Genomic DNA, 19936 nt, shown 5'->3' on the forward strand with positions numbered 1-19936 from the left:
TTCAAAGTGGTAGGATTATATATGTGATTAATTAGGTAATTAATTGTGGCTGGAACATTATTATTTAATGCTTTGAAAGAGGCAATTGATGAAGAAATGGCAAATGATGTAAATGTTTGCGTTATGGGGGAAGATGTTGGTCAATATGGAGGATCTTATAAGGTAACTAAGGATTTATATGAAAAATATGGAGAGTTAAGAGTCTTAGATACACCAATTGCAGAGAATAGTTTTACGGGAATGGCTGTGGGTGCAGCAATGACTGGCTTAAGACCAATAGTAGAAGGAATGAATATGGGTTTTTTGCTTTTAGCTTTTAATCAGATATCAAACAATATGGGTATGCTTAGATATACAAGTGGCGGAAATTATAAAATACCAGCAGTAGTTAGAGGACCTGGTGGAGTTGGTCGTCAACTTGGTGCTGAGCATAGTCAAAGACTTGAAGCATATTTTCATGCAGTTCCTGGCATAAAGATTGTTGCATGTAGTACGCCTACAAATGCTAAAGGTTTAATGAAAGCAGCTATAAGAGATGATAATCCGGTTCTATTTTTTGAACATGTTCTTCTATACAATTTGTCTGAAGAATTACCTGAGGGTGATTATACTTGCGCTTTAGATCAGGCTGACGTTGTAAAAGAAGGAAGTGATATTACTTTATTAACTTATTCAAGAATGAGACATCACTGCCTTAAAGCTGTTGAAGAATTAGAAAAAAAAGGAATAGATGTTGAGTTAATAGATTTAATAAGTTTAAAACCATTTGATATGGAAACCATCTCAAAATCAATAAGAAAAACAAATAAAGTGATTATTGTTGAAGAATGTATGAAGACTGGAGGTATTGGTGCAGAATTAATTGCCTTGATAACAGAAGAGTGCTTTGATGACCTTGATGCCCGACCAATTAGATTATCTAGTCAGGATATTCCAACTCCCTATAATGGAAATCTTGAGAATTTGACAATAATCCAACCACATCAAATAGTTGAAAAAGTTGAACATTTAATTAGTGGGAGTATATAGAAAATGAAAAGAAGGCAAGGTTGGCTTTTTTTTATTATATTTCTACTTACTTTATCTTTTTATCTATTAATAAATTATCCCTTACAGTTGGGATTGGATTTACAAGGTGGTTCTCAACTTACACTTCAAATTATTAAAGAGGAAGGTAAGGTAACAAGGGATGAACTTGAAGCAGTTAATTCGGTTATAGATAAGCGCGTTAACAATTTAGGAGTTTCTGAGTCTAATTTACAAACCCTCGGTGGAGATCAATTGATTTTAGAATTACCAGGCGAACAAAATCCATCTGTTGCTTCAAGGGTATTAGGTAAGACTGCTTTATTAGAATTTAGAACCCAAAAAGAAGGAACATCTTCAGATTTAAAAACTCTGCAACTACAAAGATTGAATATTAAAGAATTAATTGAACAATATTCCTTTGAAGAAAAAAATCAAAATAATGATAATTTCTTAAAAGTTATTCAAGATGATCTCGAAGATATAGAGCAAGAATTGAATTACTCATCTACTAGTAATGATTTATATGGGAAGTTAATTGAAATCAAAAAATATGTTGATAAAGAAATTACAAATTTATTTATTAAAACAGATTTATCTGGTAAAGATCTTATTAACGCAGGAAGGAGACAAGAACAAACAAATAGTAATTGGGAAGTTTTATTAACTTTTAGTAATTCAGGAGGTGAAAAGTTTGCAGAAATTACAAAGTCAATTGCTGGCACTAATCAACTATTGGCTATTATTCTTGATGGCGAATCTATAAGTGAAGCTAGTGTTGGTAACCAGTTTGCTAGTACTGGTATTACAGGTGGATCAGCAACAATAAGCGGTAATTTTAGTGCTGAAAATGCTAGAGAATTAGAAGTTCAACTTAAAGGAGGCTCATTGCCATTGCCAATTGAAATAGTAGAAACTAACACTATAGGTGCTCTATTGGGATCCAAAAATATTTTAAAAAGTCTTTATGCAGCTATTAGTGGATTAATTTTTGTTGGTATATTTATGATTTTTAATTATAGAATTCTAGGTTTCGTTTCAGTTCTATCTCTAGTACTTTATGGTTTCTTTAACTTAGCTCTATATTCTTTAATTCCTGTAACTTTGACTTTACCTGGAATATCTGGGCTTATACTTAGCATTGGTATGGCTGTTGACGCAAATATTCTAATATTTGAGAGAATTAGAGAAGAATTATATGACGGCAATACTCTTACAAGATCTATTGATAGCGGTTTTCAAAGAGCTAATTCATCTATAGTTGACGGTCATATTACAACTCTTCTAAGTTGTTTTGTATTGTTTTTATTAGGAACAAATTTTGTTAAAGGTTTTGCGGCAACATTAGGTATTGGAGTTCTAATAAGCTTGTTTACCTCATTAAATTGTTCAAAAACTATTTTGCGATTTTTTACAACATACCAATCTTTAAGACAAAAAAATCTCTATCTACCCAAGAATAATTTTTCAAATTAAATTTTTTTTCTAATTTCTCATGAAATACAATCTTGAACTAATAAAAAATAAAAGAAAGATAATTAGTTTTTCAACTTTTCTTATTTTGTTAAGTCTTTTAGGAATTTTATATTCAACTTTTAATACTTCTTATAAGAAACCTATAAATTTAGGGATGGATTTTGTTGGAGGAAATGAACTAAGAATAGAAAGAGTTTGCGAAGAAGAATGTTCTAATCTTTCCCCTGATTCAGTTTTAGAAAATTTAAGAGAGATCTCTAGTAATAAAAACTTTATAAATAATATTAAATTACAATTTCAAAATAATAATAAATTAATTTCAATAAGAACACCTTATTTGAGTATCGAAGAATCAAATAATCTAATTACTAATCTTGATAATATTATTGGACCTCTAAATTATGAGAGTAAGAATTCAAGATTAATAGGTCCAAAGCTTGGGAAAAGATTACTTACCAATTGTGTTACTTCATTGTTGGTTTCTTTATTTGCAATATCTTTATATATAACTATTAGGTTTGATAAAAAATATGCATTATTTGCATTATTTGCTTTATTCCATGATTTATTAATTGTTTTCGGTATATTTTCCTGGTTGGGAATTATATTATCTGTCGAGGTAAATAGTTTATTTGCGGTGTCCTTGTTAACTATTGCTGGTTATTCTGTAAATGATACTGTTGTTATTTTTGATAGAATTCGTGAGAATTTAAAATCAAAGGAAGAAGGCTATAACGAAACTATTCAATTATCAGTAAACGAATCATTTAGGAGAACAACTTTTACCAGTATTACAACCCTTATCCCTTTATTAAGCATTATTTTGTTTGGATCTTACTCGCTGTTTTGGTTTTCTTTGGCCTTATCATTAGGAATTATTGTTGGAAGTTATTCAAGTATTTTATTAGCTCCATCTTTGTTGCTTAAAGACTGAGCTTAAGCTTCTCATTTTATGAAATTGAATTACTATTTGATAATTTTATTTTCTTTAGTTTTAATAGATCTTTCTACTGAGCTAAGAATATTATTTGATCATTTTACTTTTAGTTCTCTATATTTTGCTATAGGTAAACATCCCTTAGCTATCTTCATACTTTTTTCATACCCATATTTATATAAAAAATTAATTAAGTAGTTTTTAAATATCTTTAAATGATTCTTTGATTAAAACCTGTATTACTACAGCTAATGGGAGAGATAGTATTAAGCCTAATGGACCAAAAATGAAGGTAAATCCAAATTGTGATATTAATGTCAAACCAGGAAGTAAGTTCGCTTTTTTCTTCATTATAGATGGCATTATGATATAGCTTTCAATATTTTGAATGATTACATATGATCCTAAAACTGCCAGTGGTTTCCAAAAATTATCTAGTAGTGCAATTGAGATTGGAAATATACCACTAATAACTGGACCTATATTCGGAATTATATTAAGAACCATTGCTATTAAGGCATTTGAGACAACGTATTTGACATCTAATATAGATAAAACTATTAATGATAATAAACCTACTGATAATGAGCTTATGACCATAGAAAAGGTCCAATTTGCTAATGCAATATTGCATTTTTCCAGAATATTTCTAAATTTATTACGGTAATTTTTTGGTATTAATAGAAGTACATTTTCTTTATATTGTTTTGGTTCAATAGAAATCATCAAACTCACTGCTAATACGAATATTAATCTCAAAAGACCTGAACCTAGATTGCCCGCAATATTAATTAAATTCTTAAAACTTTCTTGAATAGCTTTTGCAATAGTTGAGACATCTGGAATGGTAACTACATTATTTATTAAACTGAATATGTCTATAACATTTTCTGATTGTTCGCCATAAAATAAGCTATTAAATTTGCTCAGATTTGTATTGATCAATATATTTATTTTTGATAAACCATTTGGAATGTCAACTAGTATTTCATTGAATTCCTTTATAAATGGAGGTAATACAAGAATAAAAATAGTAAATATAATTACTGATATGACGGCTAAGACAAGAAACAATGAAATCGATCGAGGAATTTTCAAACCTTTTTGGATTTGATTAGATAAATTACATACAATATTTGAAATTACTAAAGAACAAATTATTAATAGGAGAAAATCCCTTAAAGTCCATACTATTAATAAAGTGATTAATATTACTACTAACTTGAAATATGATGAACTATTCAATTTTCATAACATTCTACTTCTTTTCAGAATATCCTAATCCATTTGATTTGGCATAACTATTTGCAAATCTCATAAATCTGTCAAAGTCTGGTGTGTTCTTCCAAATATAAACCGCTTCTAAAAATATTGGTTCTCCATCAACAAACTTTACTTTAACTTCTCTAGTTAATATTTCACCTTCGGAATCTATCATCCGCATACCTGTGATTTCACCGTCTGTAATTGAAGATAATGCCTGAGGTTTTTCAAACAAAAATAATGCTTGACCGGTGGTACCATCTTTACTCCTAGTCAGTCTTATTTCAGGCACAACTGGTTCATCAGTACCCTCATAAAATTGTATTTTTGCAGTTTTATTTGTTGTCATAATATTCGGTTGATAATTTTTTATCTTAGGAAAAATTTTTCATATTCGTTTGTAGTTATTTTATAAAACATTATTTATTATCTCTAGGATACTTTCATCATATTTTTTATCAGTTAAATCTATTATCTTTATATTAGTTTTGCCAACCTTTTCATATTCATAACACTTATCGTAATAATCTAAAACTGATTTGCAAACTAAGTCCCATTTCTCATTATGAATTGATTCAAGAGCTATTTTTGTTCTTTGTGGTCCTAGTCTTTTTTTTATCCTTAGTACTGATTCTTGGAGTTCCTCTTTTTTAAATACACTATAAGTATCTATTAACTCATCTAACCTGTTAGATTCGCTCCTTATAATTTCAATCCTCCTAGAGTTTTTCATCTGCTTAAAGAATTCATGAGGAATTTTACATTTACCTATATTTGCACTTTCAGCTTCTACAAAAATATTATTAGAACATTTAAAAGAACTTAATTTTTCTGCAATAATATTTTCAAATTGTTCATTTGAAGGTTGTTTTTTCATTCCTAAACCTCCAAATGTACTTCCTCTATGACAAGCAAATCCTTCAAGATCAATAGTTTGATATCTATATTTATCAAGTAATGATAATAATCTTGTCTTCCCTGTGCCTGTTTTCCCGCCAATAACTACTAAATTCATCTTATTTGAAAAACTATCTAATACCCATCTTCTATATATTTTGTATCCGCCATTAAGTGTAACTATATTTAATTTAAATTTATCTAATAACCATCCAATACTTTGTGAACGCATTCCTCCTCTAGAGCAGTATATCCTGATAAATAATTCATTATTTTTATTAGGAATAGTTGTATGAGACTCAATACTCTTGAATAAATTATCAAGAAGTAATTCCATTTTTTTTTCAAAAAATTTTAATCCCTCTATTACTGCTTTTTTTCTACCTTCTTTTTTATAAATTGTACCAATTATAGATCTCTCATCATCATCAAATAGTGGAATATTAATAGAATTAGGCATGTGTCCTTTATAATACTCACTCGGGCTCCTAACATCTATAAGTGGTCCTTTAAAACATCTAAATTTCTCTAGTTCTTTTCTTTTGAAATACATGGATAGTTTTTATTTATTTGATTAATTTTTTTAAAATGAATAACAAAGAACAGGATAACTATAGTAATGCTACATTAGATCTTATAAAAAAATTTATAGATTCCAATCAAAGAAAAAGGATAAATTCATTAACTCAAATAGAATCTGAAGTCGAAAATATTTTTAATCTTGGCCCATCTCTTTTTGATATGTTTGATAGAGAAGGAGATGACTGGGCTGCTGGATGGATATTGCAAGTTTTAAAAAAATTTAAGCCAGAATTCTTTGAAAACACAAAATTCAATAATTGGTTTAATACATATTCAGATATTGATATTAATTATGAGGAATTGCAATTGATGTTAGTTGAGCAAAAATTTGAAGATGCAGATAGATTAACAAGTTCGTACTTACGAAAATTAGCTGGAAAATTAGCTGAAAAACGTGGATATGTTTTCTACAGTGAAGTTAAAAATATGTCAGGAAAAGATCTAGAAACAATAGATAGATAGATTATGGACTATTTATTCTACTGGTAGATTTGGATTCTCAATTCAAGCAAAGATATTAAAATCAGTAGGGAAAAAATATGAATTAATGTGGCCGAAAATAGGGTGGAAAAAAGAGGGCTTATGGACTAGATATCCTGGATCTTTTTGCTGGTCATTGGATGCTCCTGATGGACATATGCCTTTAATAAATCAACTAAGAGGAGTAAGACTTATGGACTCAATCCTACGTCATCCTGCTATTTCAAAGAGACACAATAATATTCTTTAAATTAAGGTATTTAATAAGTTAAAATTAAGACAGTGTAAAAATATTATTATGTCCTTATTCCAGGGCAAAAATATTTTAAAAAGATTTTTTAAAAGACCAAAAATTAACTGGTCAAACTACGAATTTGAATCATCATTACAGTTAAATGAATTTGTCGATCAATTATTAGAACCTATTAATAATTCTCAATCAAGCTATCTTATAAAACTTGGTTTACATGAAGCTTTGGTTAACGCAGTAAAACATGGTAATAAATTAGATCCTAAAAAAAATATTAGAGTAAGAAGAATAATTACTCCTAATTGGTGTGTTTGGCAAATTCAAGATCAAGGTAATGGTTTAGAAATAAAAAAAAGAGATTATAAATTACCAAAAAAAATAAGTAGTATTAATGGCCGTGGCCTTTACATAATTAATGAATGTTTTGATGATATTAGATGGAGTAGTAAAGGCAATAGGCTTCAGTTGGCTTTAAAAAGGTGATTTTTACTAGGGCAAGGTTGATCTACGTTGATTTCTTTTAACCATTTTATACTTTCTTCTATATACTCAATTGATTGATTCTCATTACAAGAAATGATTAAATGGCATAATCCCGCCGAAATTAGTTCGGCAGATCGTTTATATTTATTTCCTTTATCTTTATGCCATTTAGAATGATCAATTTTTAATTTGTCATTAAGACTTTGAACAAGCTGAATAGTATCTTTATCCCAATAGGTCATAGAAGTTTTTATTTACTTTACAGCAGACCATACTTTGGTCATAAAAAAGGAATTAGATTTTACATCTTTAAACCCTACTTCCTCTATTTTAGAATCTATATCCTCTTTTATGTAATCACAATAAAAAGGCTCATGAAAAGATTTATAGAAGTTTTCCATTACAGATGTAAAGTCAGGTGAATCACTTATTTGAATTGAATCAGCTAATACTAATATCCCCCCCGGTTCAATAACTCTAAAAAATTCATTTAGTACTTTCGCTCTAATTGTTCGAGGTAATTCATGAAATAAGTAAACACAAGATATACATTGAAAACTATCATTTTCAAAAGGTAATTCTTCAGCGTTACCTTTTATTAACTGAATTAAATCTCCATCTAAATCTGAAATATATCTACTTGCCTCTTTTAAGTATGAATCAGATAAATCAAGTCCTGTAATTTTTTCTTTAGGAAATGCAGCTCTTAATTGTTTTAATGTTCTTCCTGATCCTGTAGCCACATCAAGTATATTTATGGAACTTTTTTTTCTGTCGCTAAAAGTTTGAAGCCCTTCTTTTATTGGCTTAATTATTCTTCTCCTCATTGAGTCAGCACTTCCATTAAAAAGTATCTCTACTTGTAGGTCGTAAATGCTAGCTGAAAAATCTGATAAATAACCATCTGTTTGATGATGAAAATTTCTCAAGTAATATTGAGGATAATTATCTTTATCAATAGATTTTGGAAGATCATCAAAGTTTTGTTTTCTGCGTCTATCCCATGTATTAGGCATATCGAGCCAAATTTTAGGATATTGAGTTAAATATCTAAGCCATGGTTCGTCAAATAATAATTTTTTTGGATATATATTTTTTTCTGCATCATTCCAATCTTCTTCTCTTAAGATATCCATTGAATTTTGGATTTGCATTAAAAGATCCTTATCTATATCAAAATTTTCAAGCTTTGAATCTGGAAGAATAAAATTCATTAGTCTTGAACTGATCTGCTTGTGAGCAAAACCTGCAATGCTTTTACTTTGTTGTAGCGTTTTATATGCAATTTTTGAAATAGATTCTCTAGCCATTTTTCAATTTATATACCTATATTCCAACAAAAAAAAAATCAATTTGAGAATATTTTGTGATATTTCTCAAATTGATTAATTTAAACTAATGAGTTCTTTTAATTATGCATCGTAATACATAAAGAATTCATGTGGATGAGGCCTTTGTCTTAGCTGTTGTACCTCTTCGTATTTTATATCAATAAAGTTATCAATAAAATCTTCAGTAAATACTCCACCAGCTAATAGATAATCCTTATCTGCTTTTAACGCATTAAGAGAATCATTTAGAGAGGAAGGTACTGTATCAATTTTTGCAAGTTCATCAGCTGGAAGTTCAAATAAATCTACATCTACTCCGTCACCAGGATCAATTTGATTTTTGATTCCATCAATACCAGCAAGCATCATTACAGAGAAAGCCAAGTAAGGGTTTGCAAGTGCATCTCCTGATCTGAATTCTAATCTTTTAGCCTTAGGGCTTGGACCTGTTAAAGGTATTCTTACTGCAGCTGATCTATTACCCTCAGAATAAACTAGATTTACAGGTGCTTCAAATCCTGGAACCAATCGTTTATAACTATTTGTTGTTGGGTTAGTAAATGCTAAGAATGATGGAGCATGCTTAAGTATGCCTCCGATATACCATCTTGCTGTTTGAGATAAATTTGCATATGCTCCTTCACCAAAAAATAGTGGCTGACCACTCTTCCATAAACTTTGGTGGACATGCATTCCAGTTCCATTATCGTTGAATACAGGCTTGGGCATAAACGTTGCAGTTTTTCCATATTTTTTAGCAACATTCCTGACAACGTATTTATAAGTCATTACGTTATCGGCAGAATTTATCAATGAATCGAATTTCATTCCAAGCTCGTGTTGACCGGCACCAGCAACTTCATGGTGATGTTTTTCGGTTGGTATACCTAATTCACCCATTAAAAGTAGCATTTCAGATCTGATGTCTTGCGCAGTATCATTTGGAGAAACTGGGAAATAACCTTCTTTGTATTGGATCTTGTATCCTAAATTTCCACCTTCTTCAATTCTTCCTGTGTTCCATGGAGCTTCAATTGTATCTACACTGTAAAAGCAAGAACCTTCTTTTGAGTCGTATCTCACGTCATCAAATAAGAAGAATTCTGGTTCCGGTCCAAAAAATGCTGTATCAGCAATACCAGTCGATTCTAAGTACTTTAAAGCCTTTTGAGCTAAAGATCTTGGGCATCTATCATAAGGTTCTCCACTTCTAGGCTCTTGGATAGAGCAAATCATACTTAGAGTTTTATGTTTGTAAAAAGGATCTATCCATGCTGTACTTGCATCGGGGACCATTGACATGTCGGAGGCATTAATTGCTTTCCAACCCCTTATTGATGAACCATCAAATGCTAGACCTTCTGTAAATGAATCCTCTTCTATCATGTCTGATGTAAGAGTTAAATGCTGCCATTTACCATGGATGTCTGTGAATTTTAAATCGATGAGTTCAATTCCTTCATCTTTAATTTGACTTAAAACATCTTGTGGAGACTTCGTCATAACTTTTGAGATACCTTATATGAAATTAATAACTTGATGATTCTTATTATGTATCAACCGTAACTTTTTTCAACACTAGGTGGCTTCTTTGAGTGTTTCAAGTCATAACTTTAATAATTATTTACTTAATTATTTAAATTGAATTAATTTCTATAAAAAAATATCGCTTAAGCGACGATATTAGTCTAATTTAAAGGTAATTGAATGTAATTCTTTGACAGAAGCAAAACTTATTCCGGCTTTAAATAAAGAGAATTTATCTCATTTTTCAAAGACTTATGTTCCCTCCAGACTTTTATTAGGACCTGGACCTTCAAACGCACATCCAGAAGTTTTAAATGCTCTTTCTTTAAATCCTATTGGTCATTTAGATGAGGCATATATCTCATTGATGTCTGACGTTCAGCAACTTTTAAGGTATACCTGGCAGTGCAATAATCGTCTTACACTCCCAATGAGCGGCACTGGTAGTGCAGCTATGGAAGCTTCAATAGCTAATTTTATTGAAGAAGGCGAAAAAATTCTTATTGCTAAAAAAGGATATTTTGGAGATAGATTAGTTGATATGGCAACTAGATATAAAGCTCAAGTTTCCGTTATTGAAAAACCATGGGGTGAAGCTTTTACTTACGAGGAAATTAAGTATGAAATAGAGACTAAAAAACCTGCTATTTTTGCTATTGTCCATGCTGAAACCTCAAGTGGTGTTTTACAACCTCTTGATGGTATTGGGGATATTTGTAGAAAAAATAATTGCTTATTTTTAGTAGATGCTGTTACTTCACTTGGTGCTTTAGAATTATTGATAGACGAATGGAAAATTGATCTAGCATACAGTTGTAGTCAAAAGGGATTAAGTTGTCCCCCTGGATTAAGCCCTTTTACAATGAATAAAAGAGCTGAAGAAAAACTATCTTCAAGAAAAACAAAAGTACCTAACTGGTATTTAGATTTATCTCTATTAAATAAGTATTGGGGTTCTGATCGTGTTTACCATCATACTGCTCCAGTAAACATGAATTTTGCCATTCGCGAAGGTTTACGATTAATTGCGAAAGAGGGTTTAGAAAATGTTTGGAATAGACATAATACTAATGCAAAGAAATTGTGGAAAGGTTTAGAAAGTCTAGGAATGGAATTACATGTATCAGAGGATTATAGATTGCCAACATTAACCACAGTTAAAATACCTCCAGCAGTTGATGGGGATGGCTTTAGAAATCATCTCTTAAGAAGCTTTGGAATTGAGATAGGAAATGGACTTGGAGCATTATCCGGAAAGGTGTGGCGTGTAGGGCTAATGGGTTTTAATTCGTGTGAGGAGAATGTTGATAGATTATTAAACCTATTTGATACAGAGCTAAAGAAATTTTCTATCTTTGAGTCCTCAACTTTTTGAACCAATTCTGCAATATTTGACTGCATTCATCTTCTAGGATACCTCCAATTATTTCCATTTTGTGATGAGCACTTTCATGTTTTGATAGGTCTATTGAACCACCCAATCCACCTCTTTTCTCATCGTAAGCCCCGAAAATAACTTTACCCATCCGTGCTTGAATAAGTGCAGAGGAACACATAGTACAAGGTTCTAAATTTGTGATAATAGTACATTCATTAAATCTCCAATCATTTTTTATTAGAGATGCCTGCCTAAGTGCCATTATCTCAGCATGACCTAATGGGTCTTTATTTATATTCCTTCTGTTAACCCCTCTCCCGATACATCTTCCTCTCTCATCTAAAATTATTGAACAGATTGGTAGCTCAACTTTCCCAATTTCTTTGGATCTTCTTAATATCGAATTCATCCATGAAGTGTATTTTGAATTATATGTTTTTTGTTGTTGTTCTTCATTACTATTTCCATTTTCAAAAATATATCTCATTTACCAAGATTGAGAATAGAATTATTAATAGATATCTTATCTGATGGCTGAAGATTTAATTAGTAATAAAGATATATATTTCCCCTCAAATTTAGGGACTAATGACAAATTGATTACTCTTCTGAATAGAGCAAGTCGAACTCTTTGTGACTGGTTCTCTAAAGCTGATAAAAATGGTCCTTTACCTTTTGATGAGAGTTTCAATTGTATTATGCCTGAGGAAGATGGTAACTCTGAGGAAGATTTGTTTTCTGATATTGAATCTCTTTTGAATAATTCATTTAATCCAGTTCATCCTGGCTCACTAGCTCACCTTGATCCCCCACCTTTAATTTTTTCTATTTTGGGAGATTTAATTTCTGCTGGTTTAAATAATAATCTTCTCGCTTACGAGTTATCACCAAGTGTAACCTTGCTTGAGGAATCATTATGCAAATGGTTTGCTAAGAAAATAGGGTTTAATGATTTCTCAGGAGGTATAGCTGCTAGCGGCGGTACATTAAGTAATCTGAATGCACTTATTGCAGCTAGAAATAACGCTGGATTAGGTTCTGAACCCAATTCTGTATTACTTGTTAGTGAAGATGCTCATTCTTCATTCGTTAAATGTATAAGAGTAATGGGTCTTGATAATAGGAATCTTGTCAGGATTAAAACTGATAATCAAGGTCGAATGGATATAAACGATCTGAGAAACTCTTTAGATAAATGTTCAATAGAAAATAAAAAAATATTTGCTATTGTTGCCACCCTTGGGACAACTGTAAGAGGAGCCATTGATCCTATTAAAGAAATAAGTGAAATCTGTAAACAAAGAAACATATGGTTACATATTGATGGTTCAATTGGAGGGATTTTTGCTATAACTTCTATTCCAATAGAAGGTCTAAATAATATTAATCAGGCTAATTCGATTACGATTAATCCACAAAAAATTATTGGCATTACAAAGACTTCATCTTTGTTATTGGTTTCAAATATGAGTACTTTAGAAAATACTTTTAATACTGGACTACCATACATATCATCTAAAGAAAATATTATAAATAGAGGCGAAATAGGCATACAAGGTTCTAGACCTGCAGAGGTTATCAAACTATGGCTTGGGTTACGTTTTTTAGGTCTCAAAGGAATAGAAAATATATTAAATTCATCAATTAAAAGAAAAGACTTTTTTGTAAAAAATATTAGTAAAAATAAATTTGATATATATTCAGGTCCTCTTCATATTGTTTCATTCTTACCAAAAAAACTTAAGCCAAAAGACTCTGATGCATGGACTCAAACTAAAGTAAATGAACTAATTAACAATAATTTTATGCTTTCTAGACCAAAATTTAAAGGTAAATATTTTTTACGGGTTGTCATGGGAAATTACAATACAAAGGATTCTGATATTGAAGAACTTTTAAGACTTCTTGATGCTTAGCTAATGAATATGGGAAGACCAAAAATTATTGCAATAATAACAGGGTTTATCTCTATAGCTATTTGCATTGCTTATTTACTATTAATAACTATCTTTGATTTCAGAACTTATCTAAATGATCAATTATCCAATATTAATTAGTAAATGGAGGCAAACTTTTATTTGATTTGAAATATTTTTTCATTTCAATTTTTGAAATAGCTTCTTTTACGAAATTATTTAAAATATCCTCTCTTTTACTTATTCTATAGATCTTATCTACTACTTCTTGAATTCCTCCATCGCCCCAATCTTGACCATTTTTAAAATATTCAATCAAACTTAGTCCTACTATTCTTATTAACCAGCCTGCTGTAACTGATTGTATAGATTTAGATAATATTATTTTAGTCAAGCTTGTAGCTAAAGCAGGAGAAAGAATGGCGAGACCCCCTTTTAGTATTCCTTGTTTTGCCAATGCGCTTAGCAATGAAGTCGCTAAATCTTTTGCATCTTTTTTTGTAAGCTTTATTTCATATATTTTTGATAACTCCATTATCATTTGAAGGTTTACGGAGGTAGTAGTAAGAAAATCAACAGCTGGTAGTGGATTAACTAGTATTACTCCTCCGGTTATCCACATATATTTATTAATCACTTTATTTGACATTAAATATCTTTGTTCTTGTACGAAATTTTTACTTTTAATACCTAACTTATTTGAGCGAAAAAGAATATTATCAGCCAATAGCTCTTCACCATTATTATCTAGGGTTTCAATTATTTCTCTAAATAAACTTCCTACCTCGGGGACTAAATTTAAAGCATCTGATTTTATATAGGGAGATTTTTGAGGGACTGCAATTGTTTGAACCACTGAAATTTTATTTTTTCTAGCGGATGTTATAGAAATTATATTTTCTTTGATAAGGTTATTTTCATCTCTAGACCTCAAATCACATTTATTTAGAACTATTATTATTTTTTTCCTTAATTTTAATAATTCTTTAATTAAATAGTTTTCGTATTTATTTATGTCCTGATCTAAAACAAAAAGAACTAGGTCAGAATTTGATGCTTGTATAATTGTTGCTTTTTCTCTTTCTTCTCCTAATTTAGATGGTTCGAATAAACCCGGAGTATCAACTATATTAACGTTTCTTTTTAAAATTGGTATACGAATTTTATAGCTATTAATTTTCTTTGTTGTACCAATTTTTGCTGAGGTTTGTCCGACAATATTTTTCAACAAAGATCTTGCTATAGATGTTTTTCCTGAGGAACCTGCTCCAAAAAGAGTAACTTTGTAATCTCCTGTTTTTAATTGGGACTCCAGTTTATTTTTTTGGTAATTTAACAATTCAGCTTTTACTTTATCGCTAATTTTTTTGTTAATTTTCTCGACTCCTTCCAAACTTATCTTGGCAGCACCATATGTATTTTTGAATGAAAGTGTATTTTTTTTATTTTTATATATAACTTTATAAACTATTTTTTTAAATAATTTTTTATCAATATTATAAAAAGTATAAATAATTATAATTAAAAATAAAAGAGTATAAATATTTACTATTCTTACAAATATAGAAAATAAAATATAAAGAAATAATATCAATATTACATACTTTATATACTTTAATTTCAAGTATTTCATTTTATCGATTATTTTTAAAAATGTTATACAGTAAAATAATGAAACCAATATTAATAGATATATCTGCAATATTAAACACTGGAAAATTTATAATATTTAAATTTATAAAATCAACTACAAAACCTCTATATATTCTATCTATACCATTACCAATAGTTCCCCCAAGAATAAAGCTATAAGAATATAGATCGAATGAGTTTAAAGTATTCTTTCTAAATATCAAATAAATAAGTAATATAGAAAAAAAAATACTAATTAAAGATAAAAATACTCTACTACCACTAAATATGTTAAATGCTGCTCCGTAATTTTTTACAAAGTCTAATTTGAATAAAAGAAAATCTTTATTAATAAATAATTTTTTATTATAAAACATTAAATATTTCGTAAATTGATCTATCAGAACAATAAAAATACTTAAAGATACAAAATATAATTTTGTTTTTATATTAATAATCATTATTTGCTACGTTTTAAACGTTCTATAGGTTTAATAAGTAATAAAAGTGGAAAAAGCATTAATAAATGATATCCAATTTTACCTAATGAATATTTCCCTAAATTATATAAAAATAAATTGTATTGATTGTAGAATATGATTTGTATGAAGTTGTAAAAAATTCCAGTTAAATGCATAGCACCTATTGCTATAAATCCGTTTTTTAAAAAACTTCTAACATTTATTTTATTTCTATTATTTAAATTATCAATTATTTTGATTAATGGATATAAACCTAATAAATAACCAAAATTTGGAGTAAGCAAATAACCTAATGAACCTCCTTGGTGAAAGACAGGAAGTATAAATAACCCCATAATTATATATATCGAAAATGCTCTGAAAACAACTTTTTTATGGAAAATAAGTGTTAATAAAATTATTGTCGGAATTTGCCATGTGATAGGTAACTCAAAGTTATTACTAGATTTATAGATAAATGGTAGTGGAATATAAACAGGTAACATTGAGGTTATTACTATTGATTGAAGACTCACCAGTATCTCAATTAATTTATAAAAATTGAGCATTATTATAAATTCTATTTATAAACTTCTTAATGCAACAATTGGATCTAATTTAGAAGCTCTTTTTGCAGGTAAAACGCCAAAGATTAAACCTATTGATCCTGAAATGATCATTGTGGAAAAAGTGGTTGTAATTCCTACTGATGCAGGAAGTGGTGTTATCAGAGATAAAAGAAAAACACCTGATAATCCTGTTGTTGTTCCAATTAATCCGCCAATTGTAGATAAAATCAATGCCTCAATTAAAAATTGAATTAATATGTCTGACTGTTTAGCTCCTATTGCTTTTCTAAGTCCAATCTCTTCAGTCCTTTCACTTACAGAAACTAGCATGATATTCATGATTCCTATGCCTCCAACCACCAAAGATACTGCACCAATACCAGCCAATAAAAACGTTAGCCCACTTGTTATATTGGTTACTATATTCAATGCATCTTCTTGTGATCTAACCGCAAAGTCATCATCTCTGATTATTTTATGTCTTTGCCTTAATAAGTTAGTAATCTGAAATTTAGCGGCACTAGTTGCATTTTTATTTATAGCTTCAACACTAATGAAGCTTAAACTTACTCCATATGTCGGGTCCTTCCCTGTAATCCTATTGACCATGGTGGTTAATGGAATATAAGCATTTTTGTCTTGATTACTTCCAAATACAGCACCTTTTGGTTTTAATATTCCAATAATTTCATAAGTATGATCTTTAATTCTGATTTTTTCCCCAAGTGATGAAGAATTATCTTTGAAAAATTCTTCTTTAAGATCAGGACCTATTACTACATAACTTCTTGCACTATTAATATCACTATTAGATATAAATCTTCCCTTATCAACTTCAAAGCTTCTTACTTCAAGAAATTCAGGAGTAACTCCTGCAATTGATATATTTAGACTTTTAGAATTTGACTGCACTATTTCGTTAGCAGAAATTTGAGGCGCAACTTTTTTAACTGTTGGGACTTGATTACTTATTGCTAGTGCATCTTCTAAAACAAGATTTTTAGGAAATGAAATACCTCTTCTTCTGGTGTCATTATTTCCAGGAACAATGAATAAAACATTTGCACCTAAATTACTTAATTGGTTTTTAGCTAATGTTTGAGCACCTCTTCCAAGCCCAACAAGTGTAATAACTGATGCATTTCCTATAATTATCCCAAGCATTGTTAATGAACTTCTCAATTTGTTCGAGACTAAGGTTTTTGTAGCCATGCCTAAGGCTTCTTTTAATGAGATATTCCTAGACATATTTATATTTATCTATTGCATCATCATCATCTTCAATTTGCCCCATGTATATAACTCCTTCATTTAGCTGCAGTGTAATAAGATCGCCATTGCTGATTTGATGATTATCCATATTTTCTAAATTACAAATTGTAGAAATTTTTTTATTATTTTTGTTAAACAAAGCATAAACATCATTTACATTTTGGTTCGTAACAATGCCCGCAATATTTTTACTTAGCGGAATATTCTTCATTAATTCCTCGGGAACAAATAATATTTCTCCCGGACAAATTAGGGACATATCTAGATTGTTTTTAATTATTCTTGCTTTACCTGTTACACCGATTTCCCCTATTGAAATTCCTCTTGATACAATCTTTCTTACTAAACCGACTTTTATTAAATCTGTAGAGCCACTAATACCAGTTAATGTGCCTGCAGTTTGAACTACTAAATCTCCTTGATTTAGTATTCCCATCTCCTGAGCAATTTGCATTGCTAAACTAAAAGTTTTTGCTGTTCTTTCATCATTTTTAACTACTATTGGAGTCACTCCCCAAACAAGTTGCAATCTTCTCGCTACACTCCTCTCTGTTGTAGTTGCCAAGATAGGTGTTGGTGGTCTGAATTTACTTACATTTCGAGCGGTAGAACCTGATTTCGTTAAAGGGATTATAGCTCCTGCATCAAGTTGTCTAGCTATATTACTTACTGCTGCACTAATGGCATTTGGGATCGTACTAGGTAAGTGGCTTTCAATAGCTTTAAGTGGATAATCCCTTTCAATTCTTCTTGCTATGGTTGCCATAGTTTCAACTGCCTCTACAGGATAATCGCCAACGGCAGTTTCGTTTGAAAGCATTACAGCATCTGTACCATCCAGAATCGCATTTGCAACATCACTAACTTCTGCCCTAGTTGGTCTTGGGTTAGAAGCCATAGAATCAAGCATTTGAGTCGCTGTAATTATGGGGATACCTAGCGAATTAGCTTTTCTTATTAATTCCTTTTGTAAAAGAGGAACTTCTTCTGCAGGCATCTCAACTCCCAAATCACCTCTTGCAACCATTACTCCGTCACATAAAGGTAATACGGTGTCAATTTGATCAATTGCTTCAAATTTTTCTATTTTTGCTACTACAGGAGTCGAATGCCCATTTTTGTTTATTAAATCTTTTATCTCGTTTATATCGGATGGATTTCTTACGAAACTAAGGGCTATCCAATCAACTCCTTCAGATAAACCAAATTTTAAATCCTCTTTATCTTTTTCTGTTAATGCTTTTACTGATAATTGAACATCTGGGAAATTAACCCCTTTATTGTTTGAAAGAACACCCCCTACAGTTACTAAACATTCCAAAAGATTAGCTTTTATATCTACTTTTTCTACAATCATTTCTATTTTGCCATCATCTAAAAGTATTCTTTTCCCTTCACTAACTTCTTGGGAAAGTTTGTCGTAGGTTACATTTGCAATTTTATTTGTACATTCAACTTCATTCGATGTCAGTGTAAATTTATCACCTTTTTTAACTTTTACTGGACCATCTTTAAAGCGGCCTAATCTTATTTTAGGTCCTTGAAGATCTTGTAATATTCCAATATCTATATCTAGTTTATTTGATACCTCTCTTATTGTTTTTATTCTCTCAGCATGATCTTTATGATCTCCATGTGAGAAATTTAATCTGAATGTTGTTACTCCAGCTTTAATTAAATCTGTAATTATCTCTTCTGATTGAGTTGCGGGTCCAATAGTTGCTACAATTTTCGTTCTTCTTTTTAAATCAATATTCGACATATATAAATAATATTGCTAGATATAAATAAATTTACCATACCCAAAGTTAGTTATTTAAGTCATGGATTTTAAAACTTATCAGAAAAAAGCTAGAGAAACAGCACAATATCCAAATTTAGGCTCAAATAATATTTATCCAACTCTTGGTTTGGTTGGAGAGGCTGGTGAGGTGGCAGAAAAAGTAAAAAAAGTTATAAGAGATAAAAATGGAATATTTGATAACGAATCTAAATTAGGTATTAAAAAAGAGTTAGGAGATGTTTTATGGTACATATCAAATCTTTGTACAGAATTAAATTTCAATTTAGAGGATGTTGCATTACAAAATCTGGAAAAATTAAAATTAAGAGCTTCTAAAGGAAAGATAAGTGGGTCTGGAGATGATAGATAAGTTTAGCTATAACCTAAGCTTGCATACTGGAGATTTGTGATTAAGTTTTGAATAACATTTAAAAGTAAAAAAGCTAATAAAGATGAAATATCAAAACCACCAATTGGAGGGATGATACCTCTAAAAATGTTTAAATAAGGATCTGTGATAGAAGTTAATGCAGATAAAACACCGTTACTCCAATCAATACCTGGAAACCAAGTAAGTAAAATTCTTATTATCAATATGAAAGAATAGATTGATAAAGTTTGGCCCAGAACTGCAAAAATCTCAGATAACATTACATTGTCTTAATTTAATTTA

At 30.0% G+C, this 19936-nt stretch carries 20 protein-coding genes and 1 pseudogene; 8 read left to right on the top strand and 13 right to left on the bottom strand.

Going from position 1 to position 19936, the window contains the following annotated elements; translation table 11 throughout:
- The first annotated feature begins 45 nt into the window (after positions 1-45).
- The 3 genes from AMO19_RS07885 to secF are packed head-to-tail and all read left to right on the top strand — an operon-like array spanning position 46 to position 3436.
- Positions 46-1029, top strand: coding sequence for a pyruvate dehydrogenase complex E1 component subunit beta (locus AMO19_RS07885; RefSeq protein ID WP_025972114.1), 984 nt, complete (start codon positions 46-48; stop codon positions 1027-1029).
- Between the two features lie 3 nt (positions 1030-1032).
- Positions 1033-2502 carry a protein translocase subunit SecD gene (gene secD, locus AMO19_RS07890; protein ID WP_075508007.1) on the top strand — a complete coding sequence of 490 codons (1470 nt, stop codon included), beginning with the start codon at positions 1033-1035 and terminating at the stop codon, positions 2500-2502.
- Between the two features lie 19 nt (positions 2503-2521).
- A complete protein-coding gene (secF, locus tag AMO19_RS07895; RefSeq protein ID WP_075508008.1) occupies positions 2522-3436 on the top strand; it encodes a protein translocase subunit SecF in 915 nt (304 codons plus the stop codon).
- A 204-nt stretch (positions 3437-3640) separates the two neighbouring features.
- Here secF and AMO19_RS07905 read toward each other — a convergent pair whose 3' ends face one another.
- Genes AMO19_RS07905 through mnmH form a run of 3 tightly spaced genes read right to left on the bottom strand, consistent with a single transcriptional unit; the run spans position 3641 to position 6152 of the window.
- On the bottom strand, positions 3641-4684 hold the full coding sequence (locus AMO19_RS07905; protein WP_075508009.1) for an AI-2E family transporter: 1044 nt from the start codon (positions 4682-4684) through the stop codon (positions 3641-3643).
- 13 nt (positions 4685-4697) lie between these two features.
- Complete coding sequence (psb28, locus tag AMO19_RS07910) at positions 4698-5051, bottom strand: photosystem II reaction center protein Psb28 (protein ID WP_011862904.1); 354 nt, start codon at positions 5049-5051, stop codon at positions 4698-4700.
- Positions 5052-5111: 60 nt separating this feature from the next.
- Positions 5112-6152: a tRNA 2-selenouridine(34) synthase MnmH gene (gene mnmH / locus AMO19_RS07915; protein WP_075508010.1), complete on the bottom strand. Its 1041-nt coding sequence runs from the start codon at positions 6150-6152 to the stop codon at positions 5112-5114.
- Between the two features lie 35 nt (positions 6153-6187).
- Here mnmH and AMO19_RS07920 point away from each other — a divergent pair.
- Both AMO19_RS07920 and AMO19_RS07925 read left to right on the top strand, forming a co-directional pair.
- A pseudogene (locus AMO19_RS07920) lies at positions 6188-6911 on the top strand (GUN4 domain-containing protein).
- 48 nt (positions 6912-6959) lie between these two features.
- On the top strand, positions 6960-7394 hold the full coding sequence (locus AMO19_RS07925; RefSeq protein ID WP_075508011.1) for an ATP-binding protein: 435 nt from the start codon (positions 6960-6962) through the stop codon (positions 7392-7394).
- Here AMO19_RS07925 and AMO19_RS07930 read toward each other — a convergent pair.
- The 3 genes from AMO19_RS07930 to glnA all read right to left on the bottom strand — a co-directional run bounded on the left by AMO19_RS07930 (position 7373) and on the right by glnA (position 10228).
- The gene (locus tag AMO19_RS07930) at positions 7373-7636 is read right to left on the bottom strand and encodes a DUF6439 family protein (protein ID WP_025955690.1); all 264 of its coding nucleotides are present in this window, start codon (positions 7634-7636) and stop codon (positions 7373-7375) included. The genes AMO19_RS07925 and AMO19_RS07930 overlap by 22 nt on opposite strands.
- A 12-nt stretch (positions 7637-7648) precedes the next feature.
- Positions 7649-8704, bottom strand: a complete 1056-nt coding sequence (locus AMO19_RS07935) for a class I SAM-dependent methyltransferase (RefSeq protein ID WP_075508012.1) — start codon at positions 8702-8704, stop codon at positions 7649-7651.
- A 102-nt stretch (positions 8705-8806) separates the two neighbouring features.
- The gene (gene glnA, locus AMO19_RS07940) at positions 8807-10228 is read right to left on the bottom strand and encodes a type I glutamate--ammonia ligase (protein ID WP_075508013.1); all 1422 of its coding nucleotides are present in this window, start codon (positions 10226-10228) and stop codon (positions 8807-8809) included.
- 214 nt (positions 10229-10442) lie between these two features.
- On the opposite strand from glnA, the gene AMO19_RS07945 reads away from it, so the two are divergent.
- A complete protein-coding gene (locus AMO19_RS07945; protein ID WP_075508014.1) occupies positions 10443-11627 on the top strand; it encodes a pyridoxal-phosphate-dependent aminotransferase family protein in 1185 nt (394 codons plus the stop codon).
- On the opposite strand, the gene AMO19_RS07950 is transcribed toward AMO19_RS07945, so the two are convergent.
- The gene (locus AMO19_RS07950) at positions 11602-12117 is read right to left on the bottom strand and encodes a nucleoside deaminase (RefSeq protein ID WP_075508015.1); all 516 of its coding nucleotides are present in this window, start codon (positions 12115-12117) and stop codon (positions 11602-11604) included. The two genes, AMO19_RS07945 and AMO19_RS07950, sit on opposite strands and share 26 nt — an antisense overlap.
- A gap of 43 nt (positions 12118-12160) precedes the next feature.
- On the opposite strand from AMO19_RS07950, the gene AMO19_RS07955 reads away from it, so the two are divergent.
- The gene (locus tag AMO19_RS07955; protein ID WP_075508016.1) at positions 12161-13546 is read left to right on the top strand and encodes a pyridoxal phosphate-dependent decarboxylase family protein; all 1386 of its coding nucleotides are present in this window, start codon (positions 12161-12163) and stop codon (positions 13544-13546) included.
- Between the two features lie 133 nt (positions 13547-13679).
- On the opposite strand, the gene AMO19_RS07960 is transcribed toward AMO19_RS07955, so the two are convergent.
- The 5 genes from AMO19_RS07960 to pyk are packed head-to-tail and all read right to left on the bottom strand — an operon-like array spanning position 13680 to position 19242.
- A complete protein-coding gene (locus AMO19_RS07960; protein WP_075508061.1) occupies positions 13680-15179 on the bottom strand; it encodes a GTP-binding protein in 1500 nt (499 codons plus the stop codon).
- A 1-nt stretch (position 15180) separates the two neighbouring features.
- On the bottom strand, positions 15181-15639 hold the full coding sequence (lspA, locus tag AMO19_RS07965; protein WP_075508017.1) for a signal peptidase II: 459 nt from the start codon (positions 15637-15639) through the stop codon (positions 15181-15183).
- Positions 15639-16208 carry a biotin transporter BioY gene (locus AMO19_RS07970; RefSeq protein WP_075508018.1) on the bottom strand — a complete coding sequence of 190 codons (570 nt, stop codon included), beginning with the start codon at positions 16206-16208 and terminating at the stop codon, positions 15639-15641. Before AMO19_RS07970 ends, lspA begins: the two co-directional genes overlap by 1 nt.
- 15 nt (positions 16209-16223) lie before the next feature.
- On the bottom strand, positions 16224-17456 hold the full coding sequence (locus AMO19_RS07975; protein ID WP_075508019.1) for an ABC transporter permease: 1233 nt from the start codon (positions 17454-17456) through the stop codon (positions 16224-16226).
- Positions 17449-19242 carry a pyruvate kinase gene (pyk, locus tag AMO19_RS07980; protein ID WP_075508020.1) on the bottom strand — a complete coding sequence of 598 codons (1794 nt, stop codon included), beginning with the start codon at positions 19240-19242 and terminating at the stop codon, positions 17449-17451. Before pyk ends, AMO19_RS07975 begins: the two co-directional genes overlap by 8 nt.
- Before the next feature lie 61 nt (positions 19243-19303).
- Here pyk and AMO19_RS07985 point away from each other — a divergent pair, with 61 nt between their 5' ends.
- Positions 19304-19633: a nucleoside triphosphate pyrophosphohydrolase family protein gene (locus tag AMO19_RS07985; protein WP_075508021.1), complete on the top strand. Its 330-nt coding sequence runs from the start codon at positions 19304-19306 to the stop codon at positions 19631-19633.
- A gap of 2 nt (positions 19634-19635) precedes the next feature.
- On the opposite strand, the gene AMO19_RS07990 is transcribed toward AMO19_RS07985, so the two are convergent.
- A complete protein-coding gene (locus tag AMO19_RS07990; RefSeq protein WP_002807500.1) occupies positions 19636-19914 on the bottom strand; it encodes a YggT family protein in 279 nt (92 codons plus the stop codon).
- Positions 19915-19936 lie beyond the last annotated feature (22 nt).

Source organism: Prochlorococcus marinus (assembly GCF_001180245.1).
Classification (GTDB): domain Bacteria; phylum Cyanobacteriota; class Cyanobacteriia; order PCC-6307; family Cyanobiaceae; genus Prochlorococcus_A; species Prochlorococcus_A marinus_F.

Excerpts from the sequence above, each read along its gene's own strand:
- AMO19_RS07960 (WP_075508061.1), bottom strand. The coding sequence starts at position 15,179 with ATGAAATACTTGAAATTAAAGTATATAAAGTATGTAATATTGATATTA.
- AMO19_RS07990 (WP_002807500.1), bottom strand. The coding sequence starts at position 19,914 with ATGTTATCTGAGATTTTTGCAGTTCTGGGCCAAACTTTATCAATCTAT.
- glnA (WP_075508013.1), bottom strand. The coding sequence starts at position 10,228 with ATGACGAAGTCTCCACAAGATGTTTTAAGTCAAATTAAAGATGAAGGA.
- AMO19_RS07955 (WP_075508016.1), top strand. The coding sequence starts at position 12,161 with ATGGCTGAAGATTTAATTAGTAATAAAGATATATATTTCCCCTCAAAT.
- AMO19_RS07950 (WP_075508015.1), bottom strand. The coding sequence starts at position 12,117 with ATGAGATATATTTTTGAAAATGGAAATAGTAATGAAGAACAACAACAA.
- mnmH (WP_075508010.1), bottom strand. The coding sequence starts at position 6,152 with ATGTATTTCAAAAGAAAAGAACTAGAGAAATTTAGATGTTTTAAAGGA.
- psb28 (WP_011862904.1), bottom strand. The coding sequence starts at position 5,051 with ATGACAACAAATAAAACTGCAAAAATACAATTTTATGAGGGTACTGAT.
- AMO19_RS07935 (WP_075508012.1), bottom strand. The coding sequence starts at position 8,704 with ATGGCTAGAGAATCTATTTCAAAAATTGCATATAAAACGCTACAACAA.
- lspA (WP_075508017.1), bottom strand. The coding sequence starts at position 15,639 with ATGATTATTAATATAAAAACAAAATTATATTTTGTATCTTTAAGTATT.
- AMO19_RS07925 (WP_075508011.1), top strand. The coding sequence starts at position 6,960 with ATGTCCTTATTCCAGGGCAAAAATATTTTAAAAAGATTTTTTAAAAGA.
- AMO19_RS07985 (WP_075508021.1), top strand. The coding sequence starts at position 19,304 with ATGGATTTTAAAACTTATCAGAAAAAAGCTAGAGAAACAGCACAATAT.
- secF (WP_075508008.1), top strand. The coding sequence starts at position 2,522 with ATGAAATACAATCTTGAACTAATAAAAAATAAAAGAAAGATAATTAGT.
- AMO19_RS07975 (WP_075508019.1), bottom strand. The coding sequence starts at position 17,456 with ATGTCTAGGAATATCTCATTAAAAGAAGCCTTAGGCATGGCTACAAAA.
- AMO19_RS07930 (WP_025955690.1), bottom strand. The coding sequence starts at position 7,636 with ATGACCTATTGGGATAAAGATACTATTCAGCTTGTTCAAAGTCTTAAT.
- secD (WP_075508007.1), top strand. The coding sequence starts at position 1,033 with ATGAAAAGAAGGCAAGGTTGGCTTTTTTTTATTATATTTCTACTTACT.
- AMO19_RS07970 (WP_075508018.1), bottom strand. The coding sequence starts at position 16,208 with ATGCTCAATTTTTATAAATTAATTGAGATACTGGTGAGTCTTCAATCA.
- pyk (WP_075508020.1), bottom strand. The coding sequence starts at position 19,242 with ATGTCGAATATTGATTTAAAAAGAAGAACGAAAATTGTAGCAACTATT.